Below are 20,553 nucleotides of genomic sequence, written 5' to 3' on the forward strand. Positions count from 1 at the left end.
AGATATTGCCGAACGAGGGAAGCGGGCCCCGACGACGGCATCGTGTCACTGCGGGCGAGTGGGCTTGCCCAGCGCCTTCTGTCGCAGTTCGCTGACGATCTCGTCGTTCCACACGTGCTCGCGCACCAGGCGGTAACGCTCCCGGCTCATCCACAGGTACGCCTCCGCGTCGGTGCGGTCCTCGAGGATCTCCGCAGCCCGCACCATGCGCACGACCGGGAGGTATTCCTCTCCGAACCAGCGCCGCGCGACGGTACCGCGGTCGACGAATTCACCGACCTCCTGCATCAACCGGAAGCCCCATGCCTCCACCGATTCGCTCAGCTGGGCGTAATCGAACGGATCGGTCACCTGAACGGCCTCGCGTGCCTTGCCCACCAACGGGACACGACTGAGGAAGATGCGCCGGTGATCCTTGATGAGCAGATCGCCACGTCGGGTGATGCCTTCGGGGGAGATGCGCGTGATGATCTCGGTGACCACGGCGTCGATCGACGTCCGGTGCATCGCGAAGGCGATGGAGACTCGATGGTGCCCGTCGACGACGAAGTGCATGCCACCGATGCGGTACACCTGGATGGGCGGCATCGCCTCGCCGCGGCGCTGAGCAGCCGCGAGTCGCTGCCAGCGTTCGCGGATGCGCGCCGACGTCGGCCGAAAGAATCGATCGAAATCGCGCGTGCGATCGACACTGCCGACGATGGTCTCGACGCGGATGACCTGCAGGCCGAGGTGACGCTCGCCCACCTTGCCGAGGGCGGCGACCACCTCGTCGAACGGCAGGATGGTGTTGACGTCGTCGGGTTGACGACGCAGCCACCCGACCAGACGTGCGACGTCGGCGCGGCGGCGTTGGCGGGTGAAGTCGTTCTCCGCATCGGCGGCCGGAAATCCGGTGTCACGTGCCATGTCTGCGCCTCACGATCTTGGGTGTCTCGAAATCCGGTCTCTCGCCGCCCGGTTCGATCTCGAGGAGGGTGTATCCGACGGTGTTGATCACCGCCGCGCCGTGCAGGGTCAGATCGTCCGGGGTGTGACCGTGCGGATGAATGTGGCCGTGCAACAACAACTGTGGGGAGAGTCGACGCGTCACCTCGTCCAGACAGTCGAAACCGATGTGCGCCGGGTCGGTGTCGTCGCCGACGCCGAGCGGAGGACTGTGGGTGAGCAGAATGTCGACGGGCCGAAGGTCCTTGCGCACGTTGCGATGCCACGCGAACGTCCGGGTCAGGGTTCGTGATCGACGTCGCTGCTGCCGTTGGGTCCACTGATTGGGCCCACCGTTGTAGCGGATGGACCCGCCGAGACCGGCGATCCGCAGGCCTGCCGCCGACACGATGCGACGATCGACGTTGACGGCACCGACCGGTCCGGGCCAGGTGGCGGGCAGCCCGGCACGCATCCACCCTGCGCGCCCGGCCGAGTATCCGGTGAGGTCCGCGTCGTGATTGCCCGGCACGAACACACACGGTGCGTTCAGCGCGTCGGTGAGGTACTCGAGGTAATCGAACGGGAGGTCGCCCGCGCCGAGAATCAGGTCGACTCCGAGCGACTTCACCTGCGGACTCCACAGGGATTCGATCGTTTCGTCGGCAACTGCGAGAACGGAGACCACGGGTACGACGGTACCCACCTCCGGTGCGGTGGTACCTCCGAACGGACTTCTCGGGCATCGGTGGTGTTGGATGGGTCAGGTGAGCGACAGTGTCATCGAAGCGGTACGCGCACATCTGGTGACCGAGATCGGCGACGAGAATCCGTCGTCGGCGTCGGTGACGTTCCTCGGCCTCGAGTCACTGGACGTGCTGAGATTCGGCGCGGACTCCGACGTGGTCCGGTACGTCAGTCTCGGCTGTTCTCGTCACCCCATGGCCGACCCCAACGAACTCGTCGCCGATCCCTCGCGCGGCCCCCGAGCCGAACTGGTGCTGACTCTGCGCGGTGGGGCAGGCGTGGCGTCGGGCGTGCACAAGTCCCTGGCCGTGCTCGCTGCCTCTCCCGCGGTGGAGGGCGTCGTGCTCGTCGAGGACGCGCTGCTCGACCTGGGCGAGCCGCTGTGGACCAACGCGCCGTTCACCGCGGTGCTGCTGGGCGAGAGCGATATCGCCGATCTGACGCTGCCCGAGCCCTACGACCCGGTTCGCTTTCTGGCCGCCGTACCGTTGACCGGCACCGAGGCCGCGTGGGTGCGTCTACGCGGTGCAGCGGCCCTGCGGGAGGCCTGGACCGAGGCAGGGATCGACGTGCGCGATCCGAATCGATCTGCGGCCAGTCTCTGACGAGAAGTCATCGCGCGTAGGACGCCAATTCCGGTTCGGCAGTGACGGAATCGAAGATGAGGTGCAGAGGCACCTCGGCCAGGTACTTCAGTCCGGTGATCGCGGCATCTGCGTCGTAACGCAGGTTCGGCATCGTGGTGGTGAAACACAGGTCGTCCGAGATGCGTTCGCGCACAGCAGGTCCGTCGTGTTCGAGCGCGTCGAGGACGAGGTGAAAGGCGACGTTGTCGCCGATGATGTTGAAGTGTTCGACGGGCCGGAGCGGGCAGACGTCCTGGACGGCGATGTTCGCGGCCCCGGCGAGGGTGCTGGCGTGCGGTTGTGGATAGATCAATTGGTCGAATGTCGTGTAGATCGAGGTGTAACTGGGCCCCGCGGGCAACGGACGCGCCGCCAGCGCGGTGAGGAACTTCGATCCGGTGGCGATCTGCCAGTTCGCCGGCGGGCACTCCTGCGAGTCGTCGCATCCCGAGCGCGCCGAGTCGGTGCCGTTGTACGGGGTGGCGAGCGAGATGAAATCCGATACCAGCGCGGGCAGATCCGGCCAGAATTTCAACGCCCACAGCTCGTCGAGTGGACCGTGCTGGTGACCCATCAGGACGACCTGGCGACCGCTGTCGGCTGCCATGGTGCGGACCGCATGCACCACGTACTGGGCGGCGACCTGAAGGTCTCCGTAGCCCTCGTCGGGAAGCGAGAGGCTGCACACCGGTATCCCAGCGGCGGGCAGTGACTGCAGATAGTTCCAACCGAACGATTGCTGATCGGTGGCGAAGGCCGGGGTGAGCAGGACCGGATCGCGGGTGGCGTCGGGCAGATCGGGGGTGCACGTGAGGGCGTGGTCGAGGGCGGCCGGAGCGACGGTGAGCACGGGACCGAGATCGGGGTTCGACCCGGCATGCGCTGTACCCGGTGCGCAGACGGTCATGATCGCGACGGCCAGTACCAGTGAGCGGATTCTCATCGATCCTTCCGGACGAGGATGCAGGGCTTCTGCAGTCTCATCCGGTCAGGACCGACGGGATCGTGACCCGGAAGGGGTCGGGGTAATCACCAACGACCGTCGGACTCTGTTGGACGTTGTCCAATCTCCGAAAGGTCGCTAGAGCCAGTCGTTCTTGTGGAACGTCCGCCACAGTCCGATACACACGCACAACACGACCGCGACCATCAGGTGATAGCCGTACGTCCAGTGCAACTCGGGCATGTTGTCGAAATTCATCCCGTAGATGCCCGCGACCATCGTCGGCACAGCGGCGATCGCCACCCACGACGAGATCTTGCGCATGTCCAGGTTCTGCTGCATCGTCACTCGCGCCAGCGCGGCGTCGACCAACGAGCTGAGCACCTCGTCGTACTCGGAGATACGTTCGGCGACGGTTGTGTGATGGTCCTGCACGTCCCGCAGGTAGCGTCGCACCGCCTTGGGGACGCTCGGCTCCTGCACCAGACGCGCCAACGGCGTGGACAGCGGTGTCACCGACCGGCGCAGCTCGACGACCTCCCGCTTGAGGAGGTAGATGTTCTCGATGGGCACGTGGTGGTGCGGCGAGAAGACTTCCCCTTCCATGCCGTCGACGTCTCGCTCGATCGAGTCGGTCACCGCGAGGTACTCGTCGACGACGTGGTCGGCCACCGCGTGCAGCACCGCCGAGGGGCCGAGTGCGAGCTGTTCCGGGTTCGCTTCGAGGCGCTGACGCACGCCGGCCAACCCCGAATGCTCCCCGTGCCGAACGGTGATGACGAAGTCGCGGCCGACCATCACCATGATCTCGCCGCTCTCGACGATCTCGTTGGCGGTCGTCACCGACTCGTGCTCGACGTACTTCACCGTGCGCAGCACAGAAATGCGACGTCGTCGTAGCGCTCGAGCTTGGGCCGCTGATGGGCGTGCACGGTGTCCTCGACCATCAGCTCGTGCAGGCCGTAACACTGGGCGATCGCGCTCATCTGGTGTTCGTCGGGTGCATGCAGACCGACCCACACGAATCCCTCGCCGCGGGCACGGACCTCCGCGATGGCCGAGGTGTGCGTGAATCTCCCGGGCAGTCGAGTCCCGTCGACGTAGACCGCGCAGTCGACGATCGCCCGGGCCGTGGGCACCGGAATGCGCGGTATCGGCTCGGGACCGGCCTTGGCCGAACGTCGATGCAGCGACGGCAGCGACGGGCGTGGTGGAAGGGACGGCATGGCGGGCAATCGTACGCCAGCAAAACGACGACGGAGTGGGCCTGGAACACTGTGCAGGTGCTCATCGATCTCCACACCCACTCGACGGCGTCCGACGGCACCGACAGCCCGGCCGAGCTGGTCCGCGCCGCAGCCGAGGCGGGACTGTCGGTGGTGGCTCTGACCGATCACGACACCACCTCGGGGTGGGACGAAGCGGCCGCCGCACTGCCGTCCGGCCTCACGCTCGTGCGCGGCATGGAACTCTCCTGCACCGGGCGAGGCGAGGACGGCGAGCCGGTTCCTGTGCATCTGCTCGCGTATCTGTTCGACCCCGCGAACGAGGCGTTCGCGGGAGAGCGCGCACGGTTGCGCGGCGAGCGGGTCACTCGATTGCGTGCCATCGCCGAGAAGATGGCGGCGGACGGTCTGCCCATCGATCCCGACGCGGTGCTGGCCTCGGCCGGAGCGGCAGCCGGACGACCGCACCTGGGCCGCGCGCTGATCGATGCCGGTTACGTTCCGAACATGGACGCCGCGTTCGCCGGTCCGTTGGCGACGAGCGGCAAGTACTACGTCGAGAAGGTCGACACTCCCCTCGAGGTCGCGGTGGACATGATCGCCGCGGCAGGCGGTGTCAGTGTGCTCGCACACGCCAGAGCTCGTGCCCGCGGTCGCATCCTCGACCTCGATCACATTCGCGAACTCGCAGCGCGCGGTCTCGGGGGAGTGGAAGTGCATCACATGGACCACTCGCCGCAGGACACCGCGGTGATGGCCGATCTCGCTGCCGAACTGGACCTGATCGTCACCGGATCCTCGGACTACCACGGCACCAACAAGACGGTGAAACTGGGCGAATACACCACGGCCCCAGAGCAATACGACCGTCTCGTCGCGGCGGCACGCCCATGACATTCGACGTGACGCTCTACCTGACGGTGCTCATCACCCTGTTCGTCATCATGGACCCACCGGGCGCGATCCCGGTGTTCCTGTCGCTGGTGGGCCGCAAGAGCAAAGAAGAACGCAACAAGGCCGCGTGGCAGGCTCCCGCCGTTTCACTGACCGTCATCTCGGTGTTCGCGATCGGCGGCCAAGCGATTTTGAGCTACCTGCACATCGGCATTCCGGCACTGCAGGGCGCAGGTGGGTTGTTGCTGCTGCTCATCGCGTTGTCACTGCTCACCGGAAAGGGCGCGGGCGGAGACACCGCCGCGGAGGACGTCAACGTCGCGCTCGTGCCGCTCGGGACTCCACTCATGGCCGGCCCCGGCGCCATTGCCGCGGTGATCGTCTACGTCAGCCAGGCCGACGGTGACGCCGGTTCGTTCCTGGCAATTGCGTTGGGCATCATCACCATTCACGTGCTGTTCTTCCTGGTGCTGCGGTTCTCGACGGCGCTGATCCGGCTCCTCGGAGAGGGCGGCATCTCGCTGTTGGCCCGCATCGCCGGCTTGTTGCTCGCCGCCATCGCGGTGCAGCTGATCGCGGATTCTGTTCGCGGATTCGTGGCCGGCGGATGACCGGGGGATCGTTCGGGCTCCGATTCCTGCGCGGGCTCAGCGGCATCGTCACCGCAGGACTGGTGGTGCTCGCCATCGGCGTCGCCGTCACGCAGTATCTGGGGCACTCCCGCGGATTCCCCGGTCCTGGCGGTCTCTCGGTCGCCGCACACATCGTCGCCGCGGTCGTTGCCGTGTTCGCGCAGCGCGTCACCGATCACCGTCGCGGATTCTCGGCCGTTCTCGGGGCGATCGTGGTCTTCGTCGCCACCGGCCTCGTCCTGTGGACACAGTGGTGGCAGTAGAACAGTGGTGGCAGTAGAAGCAGTGCTGGCACCGAGATCTGCTCCGTTCTGACTCTGTGGTCAGGTGGGGTGGCGATGTGGCACACTGGGGCACCGACAGGGCTACAGCCCATCGCTGATCGTGCAGGCGCACCCGCCTCACATGCGAGACACGCTCTCGGCAGTTTGCAGCCAGCACTGGCGCACTCCGACGGCCCTCATTTCCACCACTCACTTCGTTGACATTTCGTCGCCTCGCCGGTCGAGGTCGACAGTGCGAGGAGCTTTCACCGTGACGGCAGTCGAAGACACCGCAGCAACACCCACAACGCCGGCCCTTCCCGCCGGAATCACCGACGAGGAGATCTTCGCCGGGCACCTCGGCGGAAAGCTGTCGGTCGAGTTGGCAGCGCCGCTCGAGACCCAGCGCGATCTCTCGATCGCCTACACCCCAGGAGTGGCCCAGGTCAGCCGCGCCATCGCCGCCGAACCCGCGCTGGCCAAGCGATACACCTGGACCGATCGCCTCGTCGCCGTCATCTCCGACGGTTCCGCCGTGCTCGGCCTGGGCGATATCGGTCCGCGCGCGTCGTTGCCGGTGATGGAAGGCAAGGCCGCACTGTTCAAGAAGTTCGCGGGCCTCGACTCCATCCCGATCGTGCTCGACACCAACGACGTCGACGAGATCGTCGAGACCATCGTGCGGATGCGGCACAGCTTCGGTGCCGTCAACCTCGAAGACATCTCGGCGCCGCGCTGCTTCGAGATCGAACGCCGCGTCATCGAGGCGCTCGAATGCCCGGTGATGCACGACGACCAACACGGCACCGCCATCGTCGTCCTCGCCGCGCTCAACGGGGCCGCGAAGGTGCAGGGCCGGAGCACCTCCGAACTGAAGGTCGTCATCTCCGGAGCCGGGGCAGCAGGTGTGGCGTGCGCCAACATGCTCCTCCTGGCCGGCATCCGGGACGTGGTGGTGCTGGACTCGCGGGGGATCGTCTCTTCCGATCGCCAGGATCTCACCAGCGTCAAGGCCGACCTCGCTGCGTGCACCAACCCCCGTGCACTGGCCGGCGGAGCGGTCGACGCCCTGGCCGGAGCCGACGTGTTCCTCGGTCTGTCTGCGGGCAAGGTCGACGAGAGCTACATCGCCTCGATGGCCCCGGACTCCATCGTGTTCGCGCTGTCCAACCCGGATCCGGAAATCCATCCGGAGGTGGCGAGGAAGTACGCCGCCATCGTGGCAACCGGACGCAGCGACTTCCCGAACCAGATCAACAATGTTCTCGCCTTCCCCGGTGTGTTCAAGGGCGCGCTCGACGCAGGTGCCCGCCGCATCACCGAAGGCATGAAGCTCGCCGCTGCCGAGGCAATCCTCTCGGTTCTCGGCGACGAGTTGGCTGCGGACAAAATCGTGCCCAGCCCACTCGATCCTCGTGTCGCCCCGGCCGTTGCGGACGCAGTTGCGGCAGCAGCGCGAGCCGAGGGCGTCGCGTAGGAAAACGGAAAGAAAACACCGGCGAACCCGGCCCCCACCCGGGCCTGCGGTTCGCCGGTGTCTTTCGTCGTGGGACGAGTCAGACCTTCGCGAGTCCGGTCGGCATCCGCCGTAGGCGACCGGTTCCCGGGACGGACGTCCACACCGCGAGGGCGAGCAGACCGTCGACGATCAGGGTCAGCAGCGCCACCAGGATCGCGCCGACCAGAACGCGGCCGTAGTCGTAGAGCGCGAGCCCGTCGAAGATGTAGCGGCCGAGCCCGCCGAGGTTGACGTAGGCCGCGATGGTCGCGGTGGCGATGATCTGCAGTGTGGTGTTGCGCAACCCGCCGAGGATCAGGGGCAGAGCGTTGGGGATCTCGACGCGAAACAGCACTTGGGTTTCGGTCATCCCCATCGCCCGGGCGGCGTCGACGACGTTGGCGTCGACGTTGGCGATGCCGGAGTACGTGCCGGCCAACAGGGGAGGAATGCCCAGTAGCACCAACGCGATGATCGGCGGGATCAGGCCCAACCCGATCACCAGAACCAGAAAGACGAGAATGCCGAGGGTCGGCAGCGACCGCAATGCGTTGACGAGCCCGACGATGACTGCTTCACCGCGGCGCAGGTGACCGATGAGCAGACCGACCGGAACCGCGACGGCAGCCGACAGCAACACTGCCAGCAGGCTGTACCACATGTGTTCGATCAGTCGTGCGCCGATTCCCGTGGGACCGGCCCAGTTTCCGCCGTCGAGAATGTACGAGAACGCCTCGGAGAAGAGATTCATGCGCGTGCCTTCTTCTTCGACGAGCCTGTGCTCAGCCGCGTCCATGGGGTGAGTCGACGCCCCAGCAGGTACAGGGCCGCGTCGAAGATCAACGCCAGGAACACGATCGAGATGATGCCCGCGAAAATTTGATCGGGATAGTCACGCTGGTAGCCCTGGGTGAACAGCTGGCCGAGGCCGCCGATGCCGATCACCGAGCCCACCGAGACCAACGAGATGTTCGTGACCGCGACGACCCTGATGTTGGCGATGAGTACCGGAAGTGCCAGTGGCAGTTCGACGGTCACTGCTCTCCGTAGTGTCGAGTAGCCCATCGCCTCGGCGGAATCGACCACGGCGAACGGCACCGAATCGAGTGCCTCGGGTACTGCGCGCACCAGCAGCGCGGTCGAGTACACCGCCAGCGCGATCACCACGTTCAACGGATCGAGAACGGGAAGACCGACGATCGCGGGGATGGTGACGAACAAGGCCAGCGACGGAAGCGTGAACGCAATACTGGCCACCGTCAGCGTGATTCGGCGAACCCAACGGGTGTTGCGAATGACGGTACCCACCGGGATGGCGATCAACAGTCCGATGAGCAGCGGGACGAGCGAGAGATACAGGTGCGTCTTCGTGTAGCCGAGAACCACATCGAAGTTGTCCAGCAGCCAGGTCACTGTTCGTTGTCCCCGGTAGCGAGGAAGTGGTGCCGGTTGCGTTCGGAGTCCTCCGACTTGCGTTGTGTGGCAAGGTTTTCGAGTATCTCCGCCCCGTCGACGCTACCCACGGCCGCCCCGGATGCATCGACCGCGACACCGATTCCCGACGGCGAGGAGATCGCCGAGTCGAGTGCCTGACGCAGATCGCCGCCCTCGAGGAACAGGGAGCCGCCCGCCGCCGTGCTCTCGTCGATGCTCCGGCCGTCGCGCACCTTCTCGACTCCGGTCGCGTCGATCCATCCGAGTGGACGGCGCTGCCCATCGACGACGAGGACCCACTGCCCCTGGTCCAGCCTCAGACCGTGGATCTCGTCCTGCGTCGCCGTATGGATGGGGTGCATGGTCACCGACTGTGCCGACCGAAACGACAGGCCGCGGTAGCCACGATCGCGACCGACGAACGACGCCACGAAAGACGTTGCCGGTGAGGCGAGTACGGTCTCCGGCTTGTCGTACTGCTGCAATCGGCCCTGGGGTCCGAACACGGCGATGCGATCACCGAGCCGTACGGCCTCGTCGATGTCGTGGGTGACGAACACGATCGTCTTCTTCAGATCGGCCTGCAGTCGCAGCATCTCGATCTGCAGTTCTTCCCGAACCACCGGGTCGACCGCGCTGAAGGGCTCGTCCATCAGCAGGATCGGCGGGTCTGCGGCAAGCGCCCGGGCGACGCCCACACGCTGTTGCTGCCCGCCGGACAGTTGCGCCGGGTAGCGCGAGGCGAATGCCGGGTCCAGGCCGACGCGCTCGAGAACGTCGAGCGCGGCTGTGCGTGCAGCGCGACGCGATTCGCCGTTGAGTACCGGCACCGTGGCGACGTTGTCGACGACGGTGCGATGCGGCAACAACCCGGCACTCTGGATGACGTAGCCGATGCCGCGGCGCAGCTTCACCGCGTCGATGTCGGCGATGTTGCGCCCGTCGACCGTGATGACGCCCGAGGTGGGCGTGATCATGCGATTGATCATCCGCATCGAGGTGGTCTTGCCGCAGCCGGACGGCCCCACGAACACGGTGAACGAGTGTGGCTCGATCACCAGGTCCAGCGAGTCGACGGCAGTGGTGCCGTCCGGGTACGTCTTGTTGATCTGCTCGAAGGTGATCATCAGCTGACCGGCTGATCCAGACCCTTGTCCTGGACCCAATCCGCTGCCGCTGCCGCGGGCTCGACCTTCTCGTCACCGGACACTCGCGTGTTCAGCGCAATCAGCTCCTCGGTGGTGATCTGCGCCGACACGGCGTCGAGCACCTGAGTGAGCTTGTCGGACTGCTTGGCCGTACGCAGCACCGGAATGATGTTCTGGGCAGCGAAGTTGTTCTCCGGATCCTCGAGAACGACGAGATCGTTCTGTGCGATCGAGGGTGCGGTGGTGAAGATGTCCGCGGCGACGACCTGTCCGGAGACGAGGGCCTCGACGGTCGCCGGGCCGCCGCCGTCGGAGATCGGGATGTAGTTGCCGGGAGAGATGTCCAGGCCGTACTTGTCTCGCAGACCGGGCAGGCCGCCGACGCGTTCCTGGAATTCCGGGGTACCGGCGAAGGTCACCTCGGACGAGAACGGGGCGAGGTCGCCGATGGTGGTGAGGTTGCGCTCGGTGGCGGTCTGGCGCGTGACGACGACGGCGTCCTTGTCCTCGCCCGGTGCCTGCGCCGTCACGGTGAGGTCGTCACCCAGAGCCGCGGGCAGTGCGGCCAGGACGTCCTCGGAGGACGTGGCGGTCGCGGATTCGTCCAAGTACTGCAGCAGGTTGCCGGTGTAGTCGGGGATCAGGTCGATCGACCCGTCTCGCACTGCCGGAATGTAGGCCTCACGGCTGCCGATGTTGAGCTTGGTGCTCACCTCGAAACCGTTGGCGCGCAGAGCCTCGGCGTAGATGTTCGCCACGGTCTCGGACTCGGGGAAGTTGGCCGAGCCGATGATGATCGAGTTGGTGTCGCTGTTGCTCTCGCCGCCGCCGCTGGACAGTGGATCCGAATTTCCGCCGCAGGCGGTCAGAGCGGTGACCGAGAGAGCGAGTGCGGCTACGGCGGCCACTGCCCTCGGAGCGGAGAACGCGCGCGTGATTCGGGAGGTGGTCATGGTGTCCTTCCATCGGTTCGGGCACAGTCCTACCCATCGCCGACCGCCGCCACCGGGCTGCAGGGGCATCGTCGAAACCAGGACTCGGGCTGCTCGGGATGGTAGTCGAATTCAGCGTGCCCATAAGGTTGGTTCGACTACCGTCTCGTTCGCACTAGTGCCCCGCGGCCGAGATCGGTAAACCACCCGGGCAGTGAACAGGAGAAAATGACAGTGCGATCGTCGGTTCTGGCAGCAGCCCTGGTGATGTCGATCGCCGGACTGGTCGGCGGTTGCAGTGCGGGCGCGTCGACCGACCCTGCCGGCGCGGCCGTCGTCGTCGGAGCAGGCAGCTCGGATCTGTCGCGTCTGCTCGCACAGATCTACGCCGGTGGACTGCGGTCGACGGGAGCGGACGTCGAGGTGAAGGAAGACCTGGGAGACCGGGCCGACTACCTCGCGGCGCTGGACCGCGGGGAGGTGACGATGGTTCCCGATCTCACCGGAGAACTGCTGCGCACCTTCGACACTCTGTCTGCGGCAACCGAGGCCGAGGACGTGTACACCGAACTGAACCGATCACTGCCGGCCGGGTTGTCGGTGGGGGATTACGCCACCGCCGAGGATCGAGTTGCCATCGCGGTGGCGTCGGACAGTGAATCGGGCGACGAGACGGTGACCGACTTCCTGGGGCGTGGGGAAAAGACCGTGGGAATCGTGGACGATCAGGTCGATCCGATGGACGTCCTTGCGCAAGGCACGAAGAGCCCCACGTTCACGGGGGCGTCGTTCACCGATTTCACTCCGTATGCCGATGGGCAGTCCGCCGTGGACGGGTTGAACGCCGGGGAGGTCGATGCACTGGCGATTCGCACCGCCTCGTTCGGCCCGTTGGCGAAGGATCTGACCACGCTGCCCGACGACGATCATGTGTATCCCGCGCAGAACGTGGTTCCGCTCTACGTCGACGGAGTGCTCAGCGAGAGTGCTCTGAGGTCGTTCTCGGTGGTGGCGGGGGAGCTGACGACTGCGGACCTCGCCGACATGATCGGCGAGGTCCGCAACGGCGTTCCGTCAGGCGAGGTCGCCGGCCGCTGGCTCGGTGAGCGCAACCTGTGACACTGTGCCGGTCTGCGTTGCCCTGACCTTGCGGCCCAGGTACGAGCCCATGTGATGGACGGCCTGAGCCGCCTCCCGCAGGATCGACGCCTGTAGATGGGCCACGTGCCAGAGCTTCTTGTACTCCACGTGCTCGAGCTCCACGCCCGACAGACGCAGCTTGTCCGCGAAGGCGGTGATCTGCGCGTACAGCACCTCGTCGGTGCCGACGTGCATGACGATCGGAGGCAGCCCGTCGAGGTTGCCCAGCAGCGGTGCGAAGCCTTGGTCCAGTGGATCGCCCGCGCCCAGATAAGCGTCGGCCGAGCTGTACGACCAGCCGGTGTTGACCACGAGATCGCGGTCCTTGGCGGCGTCGCGTGCACCGGGATCGACCCAGGGCGAGATCAGGCCGAGGGCGGCCGGGCTGGTGCCGTCGTCCACCAGACGCCTGGCGGTGGCAACCGTCAGACCTCCACCGGCGGAATCGCCTGCGATGGCGATGCGGTCCGCGGTGAATCCGTGAACACGGACCAGCTCGCGGAACGCCGCGACAGCGTCGTCCAGACCGGCCGGGTACGGGTTCTCCGGGGCCAACCGGTAATCGAGCACGTAGACGGCGCTGGCCGATTCCCGCGCCAGATGCGCCGCCAACGACCGGTGCGTGTTGATCGAACCGATCGTGTACGCGCCGCCGTGCAGGTACAGAATCGCGGTGTCGCGTTCGGTTGCCCCGACGGTGATGCGCTCCGCTCGCCGTCCGGCGAGCGTCAACTTCTGCGCGACGGTTCCGTGCGGAAGAGTCTGCGCCGGAGCCGCCGCCTCGAGCAGGGCCCGCTGCGCTCGGAACGACAGACGCGGATTCAGCGCCAGGCGATAGAAGGGCTTGAGTGCTGCCGCGACGATCGGCAGGGGAACGTAGAAGGACTTCACGGGCTCGCCTACTTCTTCGTTCGCGGCAGCGCGCGCTTGGACACCGCGGCGATCAGGCCCTGGTAGCGCGAGCCGGTGATGCGCTGCAACAGATCGAGCGCGATGGCGTCGGATCCGATGAGCACCCGGCCCTTGCCCTTCTCGACGCCCTTGAGAATGGTCTTGGCAGCGTCGATCGGGGTGGTCTTGGCGAGCTTGCTGTCGAAGAACTTGGCCACGTCGGCCTGATCGAAGTTCTCGGCGACCGTGGCGTTGCGGGCGATGGCGGTCTTGATGCCACCGGGGTGCACCACGGTCACCTTCACCGGTGCCTTGGAGATCAACATCTCCATGCGCAGCGACTCGCTGAACCCGCGGACGGCGAACTTCGCGGCGTTGTACGCCGACTGCGACGGCATGGCGAGCAGGCCGAAGAGGCTGGAGATATTGATGATGTGGCCGTCGCCGGAGGCCTGAATGTGGGGCAGAAATGCCTTGGTGCCGTTGACGACTCCCCAGAAATCGACGTCGACGATGCGCTCGATGTCCTTGAACGAGGACTTGTCGACGTCACCGTGGTACGCGATGCCCGCGTTGTTGTAGATCTGGTTGACCTTGCCGAAATGCGCAACGACGGCCTCGGCGTAATCCAGCACGGTCTCCCGCTGGGACACATCCAAGAAATCCGACTTGACCTCGGCACCCAACGCCTCGACTCGTCGAACCGTTTCGTCGAGTCCGGCGGTGTCGACGTCGGACAATGCCAACTTCGCTCCGCGGCCGGCCAGTTCGAGGGCCAGGGCGCGGCCGATTCCCGAGCCCGCGCCGGTGACGACGGCCACCTTGCCTGTGAATGTGCTCATCGTGCGGACACCTTGTCTGTGTTGTTGCCGGCGGAGTTGGTCGCCGACGGTCCGGAGGGCAGGTCTGCGGTAGCGACGCTACGGTACGCATCGAGATCGAAGTTCCTGGTGATTCTGCGGAACTCGAAGGTGAAGCCCGGCCACAGCGTCGTGTTGTTGCCGTGCTTGTCGAGGTACCAGCTGGCGCATCCGCCGTTCATCCAGACACTCTTGGAGAGTTGGTCCTGCAGCGTCACGTTGTACTCGTCCTGCACGTCCTTGCGCACCTCGATGGTGCCGATGTCGTGCTTGTCGATGGTGTTCAACGCGTCGACCAGGTAGTTGATCTGCGACTCGATCATGAACACCATCGACGTGTGGCCCAGACCGGTGTTGGGGCCCACCAGGAAGAACATGTTGGGGAAGTTCGCGACGGCCGCGCCCTTGTAGCCCTGCTGACCGCCGTCCTCGAAGGTTTCGGCCAGTGTGCGGCCGTCCTTGCCGGTGATGCCGTGGTACGCGGGGGAGTCGGTGACGTGGAAGCCGGTGGCGACGACGAGCGCGTCGATGGGGCGTTCGGTGCCGTCCTTGGTGACGATGGAGCCCTCGCGGATCTCGGCGATGCCGTCGGTGACGAGATCGACGTGGCTCTTGGCGAGCGCGGGGTAGTACGCGTTCGAGATCAGCATGCGCTTGCAGCCGATGCGGAAGTTCGGCGTGACCTTCGCGCGCAGGGCCTTGTCCTTGATCTGCGTGCGCAGGTGGTTCTCCGACGCCCACTGCAGCGGCTTCATGAAGGCCGGAGCCTTCGCCAGTCCGACGACCTGCGTCTCGCGCATCGCGTAGATGCCGGTGCGGGAGAGACGCTGGAATCCGGGAACGTGCTTGAAGGCGAAGCGCTCGAGCTTGGTGTACGGGCGGTCCGCGCGGGGAAGAATCCACGGCGCGGTGCGCTGGTACACGTCGAGGTGCTTCACCTGATCTGCGATGGCGGGCACGATCTGGATCGCCGACGCACCGGTACCGATGACGGCGACGCGCTTGCCGGCGAGCGAGACGTCGTGATTCCACTGGGCCGAATGGAAGACGTCGCCCTTGAAGTCGTGAATTCCCTTGATGTCGGGCAGGTTCGGCTCACACAGCGCGCCGACGGCGGAGACGACGATCTTCGCGGTGTAGTTGCCCGTGGTGGTCTCGACGTCCCAGCGGTTGGACTCGGCGTTCCAGCGGGCCGAGGTCACATCCGTGCCGAACACGTGCTTGTCCATCACGCCGTACTTGCGCGCCACCCCGGCGATGTACTTCTGGATCTCGGGCTGCGTGGAGAACGAACGCGTCCAGTTCGGGTTCAACGCGAACGAGTAGGAGTACAGGTGCGACGGCACGTCGCAGGCGGCACCGGGGTAGGTGTTGTCGCGCCAGGTGCCACCCACATCGTGGCCGCGTTCGATGACGACGAAGTCCTTCTTGCCTGCCTTCGTCAGCTTGATCGCGGCACCGAGGCCGGCGAATCCGCTGCCGATGATCAGCGTATCGACGTGACGCGGCGTCGTTGCACGGTCCGAAGTATCTGTTACGGGAAGACTCATGTAGGGGAGCGTAGAAGCTTATTGAGTGTGAGTCAATAGTTATTGACTAACATTCAGTAGGGTGGTTGCATGGCGTTCGTGAACAGCCCCGGCACATCGACCACGAAGAGGACCAGACTCAGTCCGCAGCAACGACGAGCGCAACTGATCGAGCTCGGCACCGAAATGCTCGCCGACCGCCCCCTCGAACAGATCTCCGTCGAGGACATCGCAGACCAAGCAGGCGTCTCCCGCGGTCTTCTGTTCCACTACTTCGCCTCCAAGCAGGAGTTCCACCTCGAAATCGTGCGTGAATCCTCGCGCGTCATGCTCGAGCGCACCGCACCCGATCCGTCGTTGCCACCGTACGAGATTTTGCGCGACTCCATCGCGAACTACGTCGATTACGTCACCGACAAGCGGCAGATGTACGTCTCGCTCCTGCGCGGCACTCCCAGTGGTGATCCGCAGATGCGCGCGGTGTTCGAGGACACCCGCTCCGCCATGGCCGAGCGAACCGTCGCGCAACTCGGGGGACTCGACATCGAGGTCACCCCCACCATCGTGCTGGCCGTCCGCGGCTGGATCGCATTCGTCGAGGAAACGACGATCAACTGGCTCACCGCGCCCGAACTGAGCCGCGACGAACTGATCGACCTCAACGTCAACGCTCTGCCCGCGGTAGCACTGGCTCCAGGAATGATCACCGCACTCCTGGGAACCGACGCCGACGCCTGAGCCTGACCGACGCCCGCCCCGGTTGGGATCAATGTCCCTTCGTTGCAGTCTGACCGACTGAATCTCGCATTGATCCAGTCGGTGGCCCCCCCGCCCGTCGCCCCGCACGCGTCGCCCCGCCCCGCACGCGTCAATGGACCCTTGCACTTCCCAGACGTATGCAGCGGTCCATTCACTCAGCCACTGACTCTGCGTGGATGGACCGTTGCACTGCTCAGACGCATGTGATGGTCCATTGACGCGGAGCGGGGGGAGTGCAGAAACGACAACAGCGGCCCACTTCCGAGGAAGTGGGCCGCTGTCGTTGTCGAATTTTCTAGCCTTCGCCGACTGCGTTGAAGGCCTCGTCGATGATTTCGAGTTGCTCGACGGCGTGCACCTTGCTCGATCCTGACGACGGGGCGGACATTGCGCGACGCGAGATGCGCTTGATGCCGACCAGCTTCTCGGGGACGAGCTCGGGCAACGCGAGACCGAAGAACGGCCAGGCACCCTGGTTCGCAGGCTCTTCCTGAACCCAACGGAATTCCGTTGCATTCGGGTAGCTTTCGAGTGCTTCCCGGATGCGGCGGACCGGCACGGGGTAGAGCTGCTCGATGCGGACGATGGCGACGTCGTCGCGGTTGTCCTTCTGCTTGCGTGCGAGCAGCTCGTAGTAGAGCTTGCCGCTGACCATCAGAACTCGCTTGACCGCGCTGCGGTCACCGGTGCCGGTGTCGTAGGTGGGCTCGTCGAACACCGAGTGGAACTTGCCGTCGGTGAAGTCCTCGATGTTGCTCACCGCTGCCTTGTTGCGCAGCATCGACTTCGGGGTGAAGACGATCAGCGGGCGACGGATGCCGTCACGCGCGTGCCTGCGCAGCAGGTGGAAGTAGTTCGCGGGGGTCGAGGGGAGTGCGACGGTCATCGAGCCCTCGGCGCACAGCGTCAGGAAGCGTTCGATGCGTCCGGACGTGTGGTCGGGACCCTGGCCTTCGTGGCCGTGCGGCAGCAGCAGCACGACGTCGGAGAGCTGACCCCACTTGGCTTCACCGGACGAGATGAACTCGTCGATGATGGACTGCGCGCCGTTGACGAAGTCGCCGAACTGCGCTTCCCACATCACCAGTGCGTCCGGGTTACCCACGGAGTAGCCGTACTCGAAGCCGACTGCGGCGAACTCGCTGAGGGCGGAGTCGTAGACCATGAACTTGCCGGGGTTGTCACTGCCGATGTTCTGCAGCGGGGTGTACTCGGCACCGGTCTTGCGGTCGATGATCACCGAGTGACGCTGGGTGAACGTGCCGCGTCGGGTGTCCTGGCCGGAGAAGCGGATGTTGCGTCCCTCGTCCACCAGCGATCCGAGCGCCAGCAGCTCGCCGAAGGCCCAGTCGACCTTGCCCTCGTGCGCCATCTCGCGACGCTTCTCGAGCACCGGCTTGACGCGCGGGTGGACGTTGAATCCGTCGGGAACGTCGAGGTGCGCATCGCCGATGCGGTGCAGCACTGCCTTGTCGACGGCCGTGGTGAGCTTGGCAGGCAACTGCTGGTCGAGTTCGACCGATTCGCTGGGCTCCGGGGTGTACTTCTCGAGTTCGCGTACCTCGTTGAAGACGCGTTCGAGCTGGCCCTGGTAGTCGCGAAGTGCATCCTCGGCTTCCTTGAGCGAGATGTCTCCACGGCCGATGAGCGATTCGGTGTAGCTCTTGCGGACGCTGCGCTTGGTGTCGATCACGTCGTACATCGCCGGCTGCGTCATCGAGGGGTCGTCGCCCTCGTTGTGGCCGCGACGGCGGTAGCAGATCATGTCGATGACGACGTCCTTGTGGAACTTCTGACGGAAGTCCACCGCCAGCTGAGCCACCCAGGCGCAGGCCTCGGGGTCGTCGCCGTTGACGTGGAAGATCGGCGCGGCGATCATCTTCGCCACATCGGTGCAGTACTCGGACGAACGCGAGAACTCCGGTGACGTGGTGAAGCCGACCTGGTTGTTGACGACGATGTGCACGGTGCCGCCGGTGCGGTAGCCCCGCAGATCGGACAGGTTCAGCGTCTCGGCGACGACGCCCTGGCCTGCGAATGCCGCGTCTCCGTGCAGCATCAGCGGCAGAACGGAGTAACCGCCCTGGCCGGTGCCCTTGTCCAGTAGGTCCTGCTTGGCGCGGACGAGGCCTTCGAGAACCGGGTCGACGGCTTCTAGGTGCGACGGGTTCGCGGTGAGCGAGACCTTGATGTCGTTGTCACCGAACATCTGGATGTACGTGCCCTCGGCACCGAGGTGGTACTTCACGTCGCCGGAGCCGTGTGCGGCGGCCGGGTTCATGTTGCCCTCGAACTCGGTGAAGATCTTCGAGTAGGGCTTGCCGACGATGTTGGCGAGCACGTTGAGGCGACCGCGGTGCGGCATACCGATGACGACCTCGTCGAGGGCGTACTCGGCGCTCTGGTCGATGACGGAGTCCATCATCGGGATGACCGACTCGGCACCTTCGAGCGAGAAGCGCTTCTGCCCGACATACTTGGTCTGCAGGAACGTCTCGAACGCCTCGGCTGCGTTGAGCTTGCTCAGAATGTACTTCTGTTGCGCCACAGTCGGTTTGACGTGCTTGGCCTCGACGCGTTCCTGCAGCCAGGTGACCTGCTCGGTCTCGAGGATGTGGGTGTACTCGACGCCCACGTGGCGGCAGTACGAGTCGCGCAGAACGCTGAGCACGTCCCGCAGCTTCATCTTGTCCTTGCCGTGGAATCCACCGACCTTGAATTCGCGGTCGAGATCCCACAGCGTGAGGTCGTGGCTGATCACGTCGAGGTCCGGATGCATCCGGAACTTGTCCTTGGTGAACTGCAGCGGATCGGTGTCGGCCATCAGGTGACCGCGGTTGCGGTACGCCGCGATGAGCTCGAGCACGCGGGTGTTCTTGTCGACCGTGCCCTCGGGCAGATCCTTGCGCCAGCGAATGGGCTCGTAGGGGATCTTCAGCGAGTGGAACAGCTCGTCGTAGAACTCGTCGCTGATCAGCAGGTTGTGGATCGTCTTGAGGAAGTCACCCGACTCCGCACCCTGAATGATGCGGTGGTCGTACGTCGAGGTCAGCGTCATGAGCTTGCCGACGCCGAACTCGGCGAGACGCTCGTCGCTGGCTCCCTGGAACTCTGCCGGGTACTCCATGGCACCGGCACCGATGATGGCTCCCTGGCCGTTCATCAGACGCGGCACCGAGTGCACGGTTCCGATTCCACCGGGGTTGGTCAGCGAGATGGTGACGCCCTGGAAGTCCTCACCGGTGAGCTTGCCGTCGCGAGCGCGACGCACGATGTCCTCGTACGCGTTGTAGAACTGCGTGAACGTGAAGTCCTGCGTGTTCTTGATGGCAGCGACGACGAGGGAACGGTTGCCGTCCTTGCCGGGCAGGTCGATGGCGAGACCGAGGTTGATCGCGGCCGGAGTGACGGCGTTCGGCTTGCCGTCGACCTCGGCGAAGTGGCGGTTCATGTTCGGGAACGCCTTGACGGCCTGCACGATGGCGTAGCCGAGCAGGTGTGTGAACGAGATCTTGCCGCCGCGGGTACGAGCGAGATGGTTGTTGATGACGAGGCGGTTGTCGACCATGAGCTTGGCCGGAATCGCACGCACGCTGGTCGCGGTGGGAATCTGCAACGAGGCGGACATGTTCTTCGCCACCGCTGCAGCAGCGCCGCGCAGAATCTTGCTCGACTCTTCACCGAACTCGGCTGCGGCGGGCTTCGCGGGAGCGGGCTTGGCCGGCGCTGCCTTCTTCTCGGCAGGCTTGGCAGCAGCGGCAGGCTTCGCGGCCTCGGCCTTGGGAGCGGCGGCTTTCGGAGCGGCCTTGGGTGCTGCGGCCTTCGGCGCGTCGGTCTTGTCGGGAGCAGAGGCGGCCGGCTTGGCTGGTGGCGCTGGTGCTGCGGGAGGCGCGGACTTGGTCGAGCTACCGTTCGAGGCTGCGCCGTTACCGGCAGCACCGTTGGATCCGGCGGTCTCGTCGGTTGCTGCCTCGGGGTCGTAACCGGTCAGAAACTCGTGCCAGCTCGCGTCGACGGATGAAGGGTCCTGCTTGAATCGCTGGTACATCTCGTCGACCAGCCATTGGTTTTGTCCGAATTGGGTAGTAGAGCTGCTGCTCACGG

The 20,553-nt window shown here is 65.4% G+C and carries 18 protein-coding genes and 1 pseudogene; 7 read left to right on the plus strand and 12 right to left on the minus strand.

Annotation, left to right across the window (positions count from 1 at the left end; translation table 11 throughout):
- Positions 1-45: 45 nt before the first annotated feature.
- Together R3P93_RS21505 and R3P93_RS21510 are read right to left on the minus strand one after the other, a co-directional pair.
- On the minus strand, positions 46-909 hold the full coding sequence (locus tag R3P93_RS21505) for a chromosome partitioning protein ParB (RefSeq protein ID WP_094641301.1): 864 nt from the start codon (positions 907-909) through the stop codon (positions 46-48).
- Positions 899-1,615 (minus strand): metallophosphoesterase family protein, encoded by a 717-nt coding sequence (locus tag R3P93_RS21510; protein ID WP_149407938.1) that lies wholly within the window; start codon positions 1,613-1,615, stop codon positions 899-901. The genes R3P93_RS21505 and R3P93_RS21510 overlap by 11 nt, the downstream gene beginning before the upstream one ends.
- A gap of 70 nt (positions 1,616-1,685) precedes the next feature.
- Here R3P93_RS21510 and R3P93_RS21515 point away from each other — a divergent pair, with 70 nt between their 5' ends.
- Entirely contained in the window at positions 1,686-2,279 is a 594-nt protein-coding gene (locus tag R3P93_RS21515; protein WP_094641303.1) for a suppressor of fused domain protein, read from the plus strand.
- Between the two features lie 7 nt (positions 2,280-2,286).
- On the opposite strand, the gene R3P93_RS21520 is transcribed toward R3P93_RS21515, so the two are convergent.
- A complete protein-coding gene (locus R3P93_RS21520) occupies positions 2,287-3,243 on the minus strand; it encodes a lipase (protein ID WP_317534032.1) in 957 nt (318 codons plus the stop codon).
- Between the two features lie 138 nt (positions 3,244-3,381).
- A pseudogene (locus R3P93_RS21525) lies at positions 3,382-4,469 on the minus strand (magnesium and cobalt transport protein CorA).
- Positions 4,470-4,526: 57 nt separating this feature from the next.
- On the opposite strand from R3P93_RS21525, the gene R3P93_RS21530 reads away from it, so the two are divergent.
- From R3P93_RS21530 to R3P93_RS21545, 4 genes are all read left to right on the plus strand, one after another.
- Entirely contained in the window at positions 4,527-5,363 is an 837-nt protein-coding gene (locus tag R3P93_RS21530) for a PHP domain-containing protein (RefSeq protein WP_317534033.1), read from the plus strand.
- Positions 5,360-5,974 carry a MarC family protein gene (locus R3P93_RS21535; protein WP_068053143.1) on the plus strand — a complete coding sequence of 205 codons (615 nt, stop codon included), beginning with the start codon at positions 5,360-5,362 and terminating at the stop codon, positions 5,972-5,974. The genes R3P93_RS21530 and R3P93_RS21535 overlap by 4 nt, the downstream gene beginning before the upstream one ends.
- Positions 5,971-6,258, plus strand: coding sequence for a hypothetical protein (locus tag R3P93_RS21540; protein WP_317534034.1), 288 nt, complete (start codon positions 5,971-5,973; stop codon positions 6,256-6,258). The genes R3P93_RS21535 and R3P93_RS21540 overlap by 4 nt, the downstream gene beginning before the upstream one ends.
- Before the next feature lie 271 nt (positions 6,259-6,529).
- The gene (locus R3P93_RS21545) at positions 6,530-7,735 is read left to right on the plus strand and encodes an NAD(P)-dependent malic enzyme (RefSeq protein ID WP_317534035.1); all 1,206 of its coding nucleotides are present in this window, start codon (positions 6,530-6,532) and stop codon (positions 7,733-7,735) included.
- A 79-nt stretch (positions 7,736-7,814) separates the two neighbouring features.
- On the opposite strand, the gene R3P93_RS21550 is transcribed toward R3P93_RS21545, so the two are convergent.
- The 4 genes from R3P93_RS21550 to R3P93_RS21565 are packed head-to-tail and all read right to left on the minus strand — an operon-like array spanning position 7,815 to position 11,291.
- The gene (locus R3P93_RS21550; RefSeq protein WP_149407944.1) at positions 7,815-8,507 is read right to left on the minus strand and encodes an ABC transporter permease; all 693 of its coding nucleotides are present in this window, start codon (positions 8,505-8,507) and stop codon (positions 7,815-7,817) included.
- On the minus strand, positions 8,504-9,169 hold the full coding sequence (locus R3P93_RS21555; protein ID WP_317534036.1) for an ABC transporter permease: 666 nt from the start codon (positions 9,167-9,169) through the stop codon (positions 8,504-8,506). Before R3P93_RS21555 ends, R3P93_RS21550 begins: the two co-directional genes overlap by 4 nt.
- Complete coding sequence (locus tag R3P93_RS21560; RefSeq protein WP_317534037.1) at positions 9,166-10,317, minus strand: ABC transporter ATP-binding protein; 1,152 nt, start codon at positions 10,315-10,317, stop codon at positions 9,166-9,168. Before R3P93_RS21560 ends, R3P93_RS21555 begins: the two co-directional genes overlap by 4 nt.
- On the minus strand, positions 10,317-11,291 hold the full coding sequence (locus tag R3P93_RS21565) for an ABC transporter substrate-binding protein (protein WP_149407946.1): 975 nt from the start codon (positions 11,289-11,291) through the stop codon (positions 10,317-10,319). The genes R3P93_RS21560 and R3P93_RS21565 overlap by 1 nt, the downstream gene beginning before the upstream one ends.
- A 207-nt stretch (positions 11,292-11,498) precedes the next feature.
- Here R3P93_RS21565 and R3P93_RS21570 point away from each other — a divergent pair, with 207 nt between their 5' ends.
- Positions 11,499-12,389, plus strand: coding sequence for a glycine betaine ABC transporter substrate-binding protein (locus tag R3P93_RS21570; RefSeq protein ID WP_317534038.1), 891 nt, complete (start codon positions 11,499-11,501; stop codon positions 12,387-12,389).
- Here R3P93_RS21570 and R3P93_RS21575 read toward each other — a convergent pair.
- The 3 genes from R3P93_RS21575 to R3P93_RS21585 are packed head-to-tail and all read right to left on the minus strand — an operon-like array spanning position 12,345 to position 15,711.
- Positions 12,345-13,301, minus strand: coding sequence for an alpha/beta hydrolase (locus tag R3P93_RS21575; protein ID WP_269596198.1), 957 nt, complete (start codon positions 13,299-13,301; stop codon positions 12,345-12,347). The two genes, R3P93_RS21570 and R3P93_RS21575, sit on opposite strands and share 45 nt — an antisense overlap.
- A gap of 8 nt (positions 13,302-13,309) precedes the next feature.
- Positions 13,310-14,143 carry an SDR family NAD(P)-dependent oxidoreductase gene (locus R3P93_RS21580; RefSeq protein ID WP_068053168.1) on the minus strand — a complete coding sequence of 278 codons (834 nt, stop codon included), beginning with the start codon at positions 14,141-14,143 and terminating at the stop codon, positions 13,310-13,312.
- Entirely contained in the window at positions 14,140-15,711 is a 1,572-nt protein-coding gene (locus R3P93_RS21585) for a flavin-containing monooxygenase (protein WP_094688038.1), read from the minus strand. Before R3P93_RS21585 ends, R3P93_RS21580 begins: the two co-directional genes overlap by 4 nt.
- A gap of 69 nt (positions 15,712-15,780) precedes the next feature.
- Between R3P93_RS21585 and R3P93_RS21590 the strand changes: the two genes are divergently transcribed.
- Entirely contained in the window at positions 15,781-16,428 is a 648-nt protein-coding gene (locus R3P93_RS21590) for a TetR/AcrR family transcriptional regulator (protein WP_317534039.1), read from the plus strand.
- A 316-nt stretch (positions 16,429-16,744) separates the two neighbouring features.
- Here R3P93_RS21590 and R3P93_RS21595 read toward each other — a convergent pair whose 3' ends face one another.
- On the minus strand, positions 16,745-20,551 hold the full coding sequence (locus R3P93_RS21595) for a multifunctional oxoglutarate decarboxylase/oxoglutarate dehydrogenase thiamine pyrophosphate-binding subunit/dihydrolipoyllysine-residue succinyltransferase subunit (RefSeq protein ID WP_317534040.1): 3,807 nt from the start codon (positions 20,549-20,551) through the stop codon (positions 16,745-16,747).
- Positions 20,552-20,553: the final 2 nt, after the last annotated feature.

Origin of the sequence: Rhodococcus cerastii (genome assembly GCF_033042195.1) — a bacterium.
GTDB lineage: Bacteria > Actinomycetota > Actinomycetes > Mycobacteriales > Mycobacteriaceae > Rhodococcoides.

Bases quoted from the DNA above. Each gene is read 5' to 3' on its own strand.
- R3P93_RS21505 (WP_094641301.1), bottom strand. From the start codon at position 909: ATGGCACGTGACACCGGATTTCCGGCCGCCGATGCGGAGAACGACTTC.
- R3P93_RS21515 (WP_094641303.1), top strand. From the start codon at position 1,686: ATGGGTCAGGTGAGCGACAGTGTCATCGAAGCGGTACGCGCACATCTG.
- R3P93_RS21520 (WP_317534032.1), bottom strand. From the start codon at position 3,243: ATGAGAATCCGCTCACTGGTACTGGCCGTCGCGATCATGACCGTCTGC.
- R3P93_RS21535 (WP_068053143.1), top strand. From the start codon at position 5,360: ATGACATTCGACGTGACGCTCTACCTGACGGTGCTCATCACCCTGTTC.
- R3P93_RS21540 (WP_317534034.1), top strand. From the start codon at position 5,971: ATGACCGGGGGATCGTTCGGGCTCCGATTCCTGCGCGGGCTCAGCGGC.
- R3P93_RS21550 (WP_149407944.1), bottom strand. From the start codon at position 8,507: ATGAATCTCTTCTCCGAGGCGTTCTCGTACATTCTCGACGGCGGAAAC.
- R3P93_RS21560 (WP_317534037.1), bottom strand. From the start codon at position 10,317: ATGATCACCTTCGAGCAGATCAACAAGACGTACCCGGACGGCACCACT.
- R3P93_RS21565 (WP_149407946.1), bottom strand. From the start codon at position 11,291: ATGACCACCTCCCGAATCACGCGCGCGTTCTCCGCTCCGAGGGCAGTG.
- R3P93_RS21570 (WP_317534038.1), top strand. From the start codon at position 11,499: ATGACAGTGCGATCGTCGGTTCTGGCAGCAGCCCTGGTGATGTCGATC.
- R3P93_RS21580 (WP_068053168.1), bottom strand. From the start codon at position 14,143: ATGAGCACATTCACAGGCAAGGTGGCCGTCGTCACCGGCGCGGGCTCG.
- R3P93_RS21585 (WP_094688038.1), bottom strand. From the start codon at position 15,711: ATGAGTCTTCCCGTAACAGATACTTCGGACCGTGCAACGACGCCGCGT.
- R3P93_RS21590 (WP_317534039.1), top strand. From the start codon at position 15,781: ATGGCGTTCGTGAACAGCCCCGGCACATCGACCACGAAGAGGACCAGA.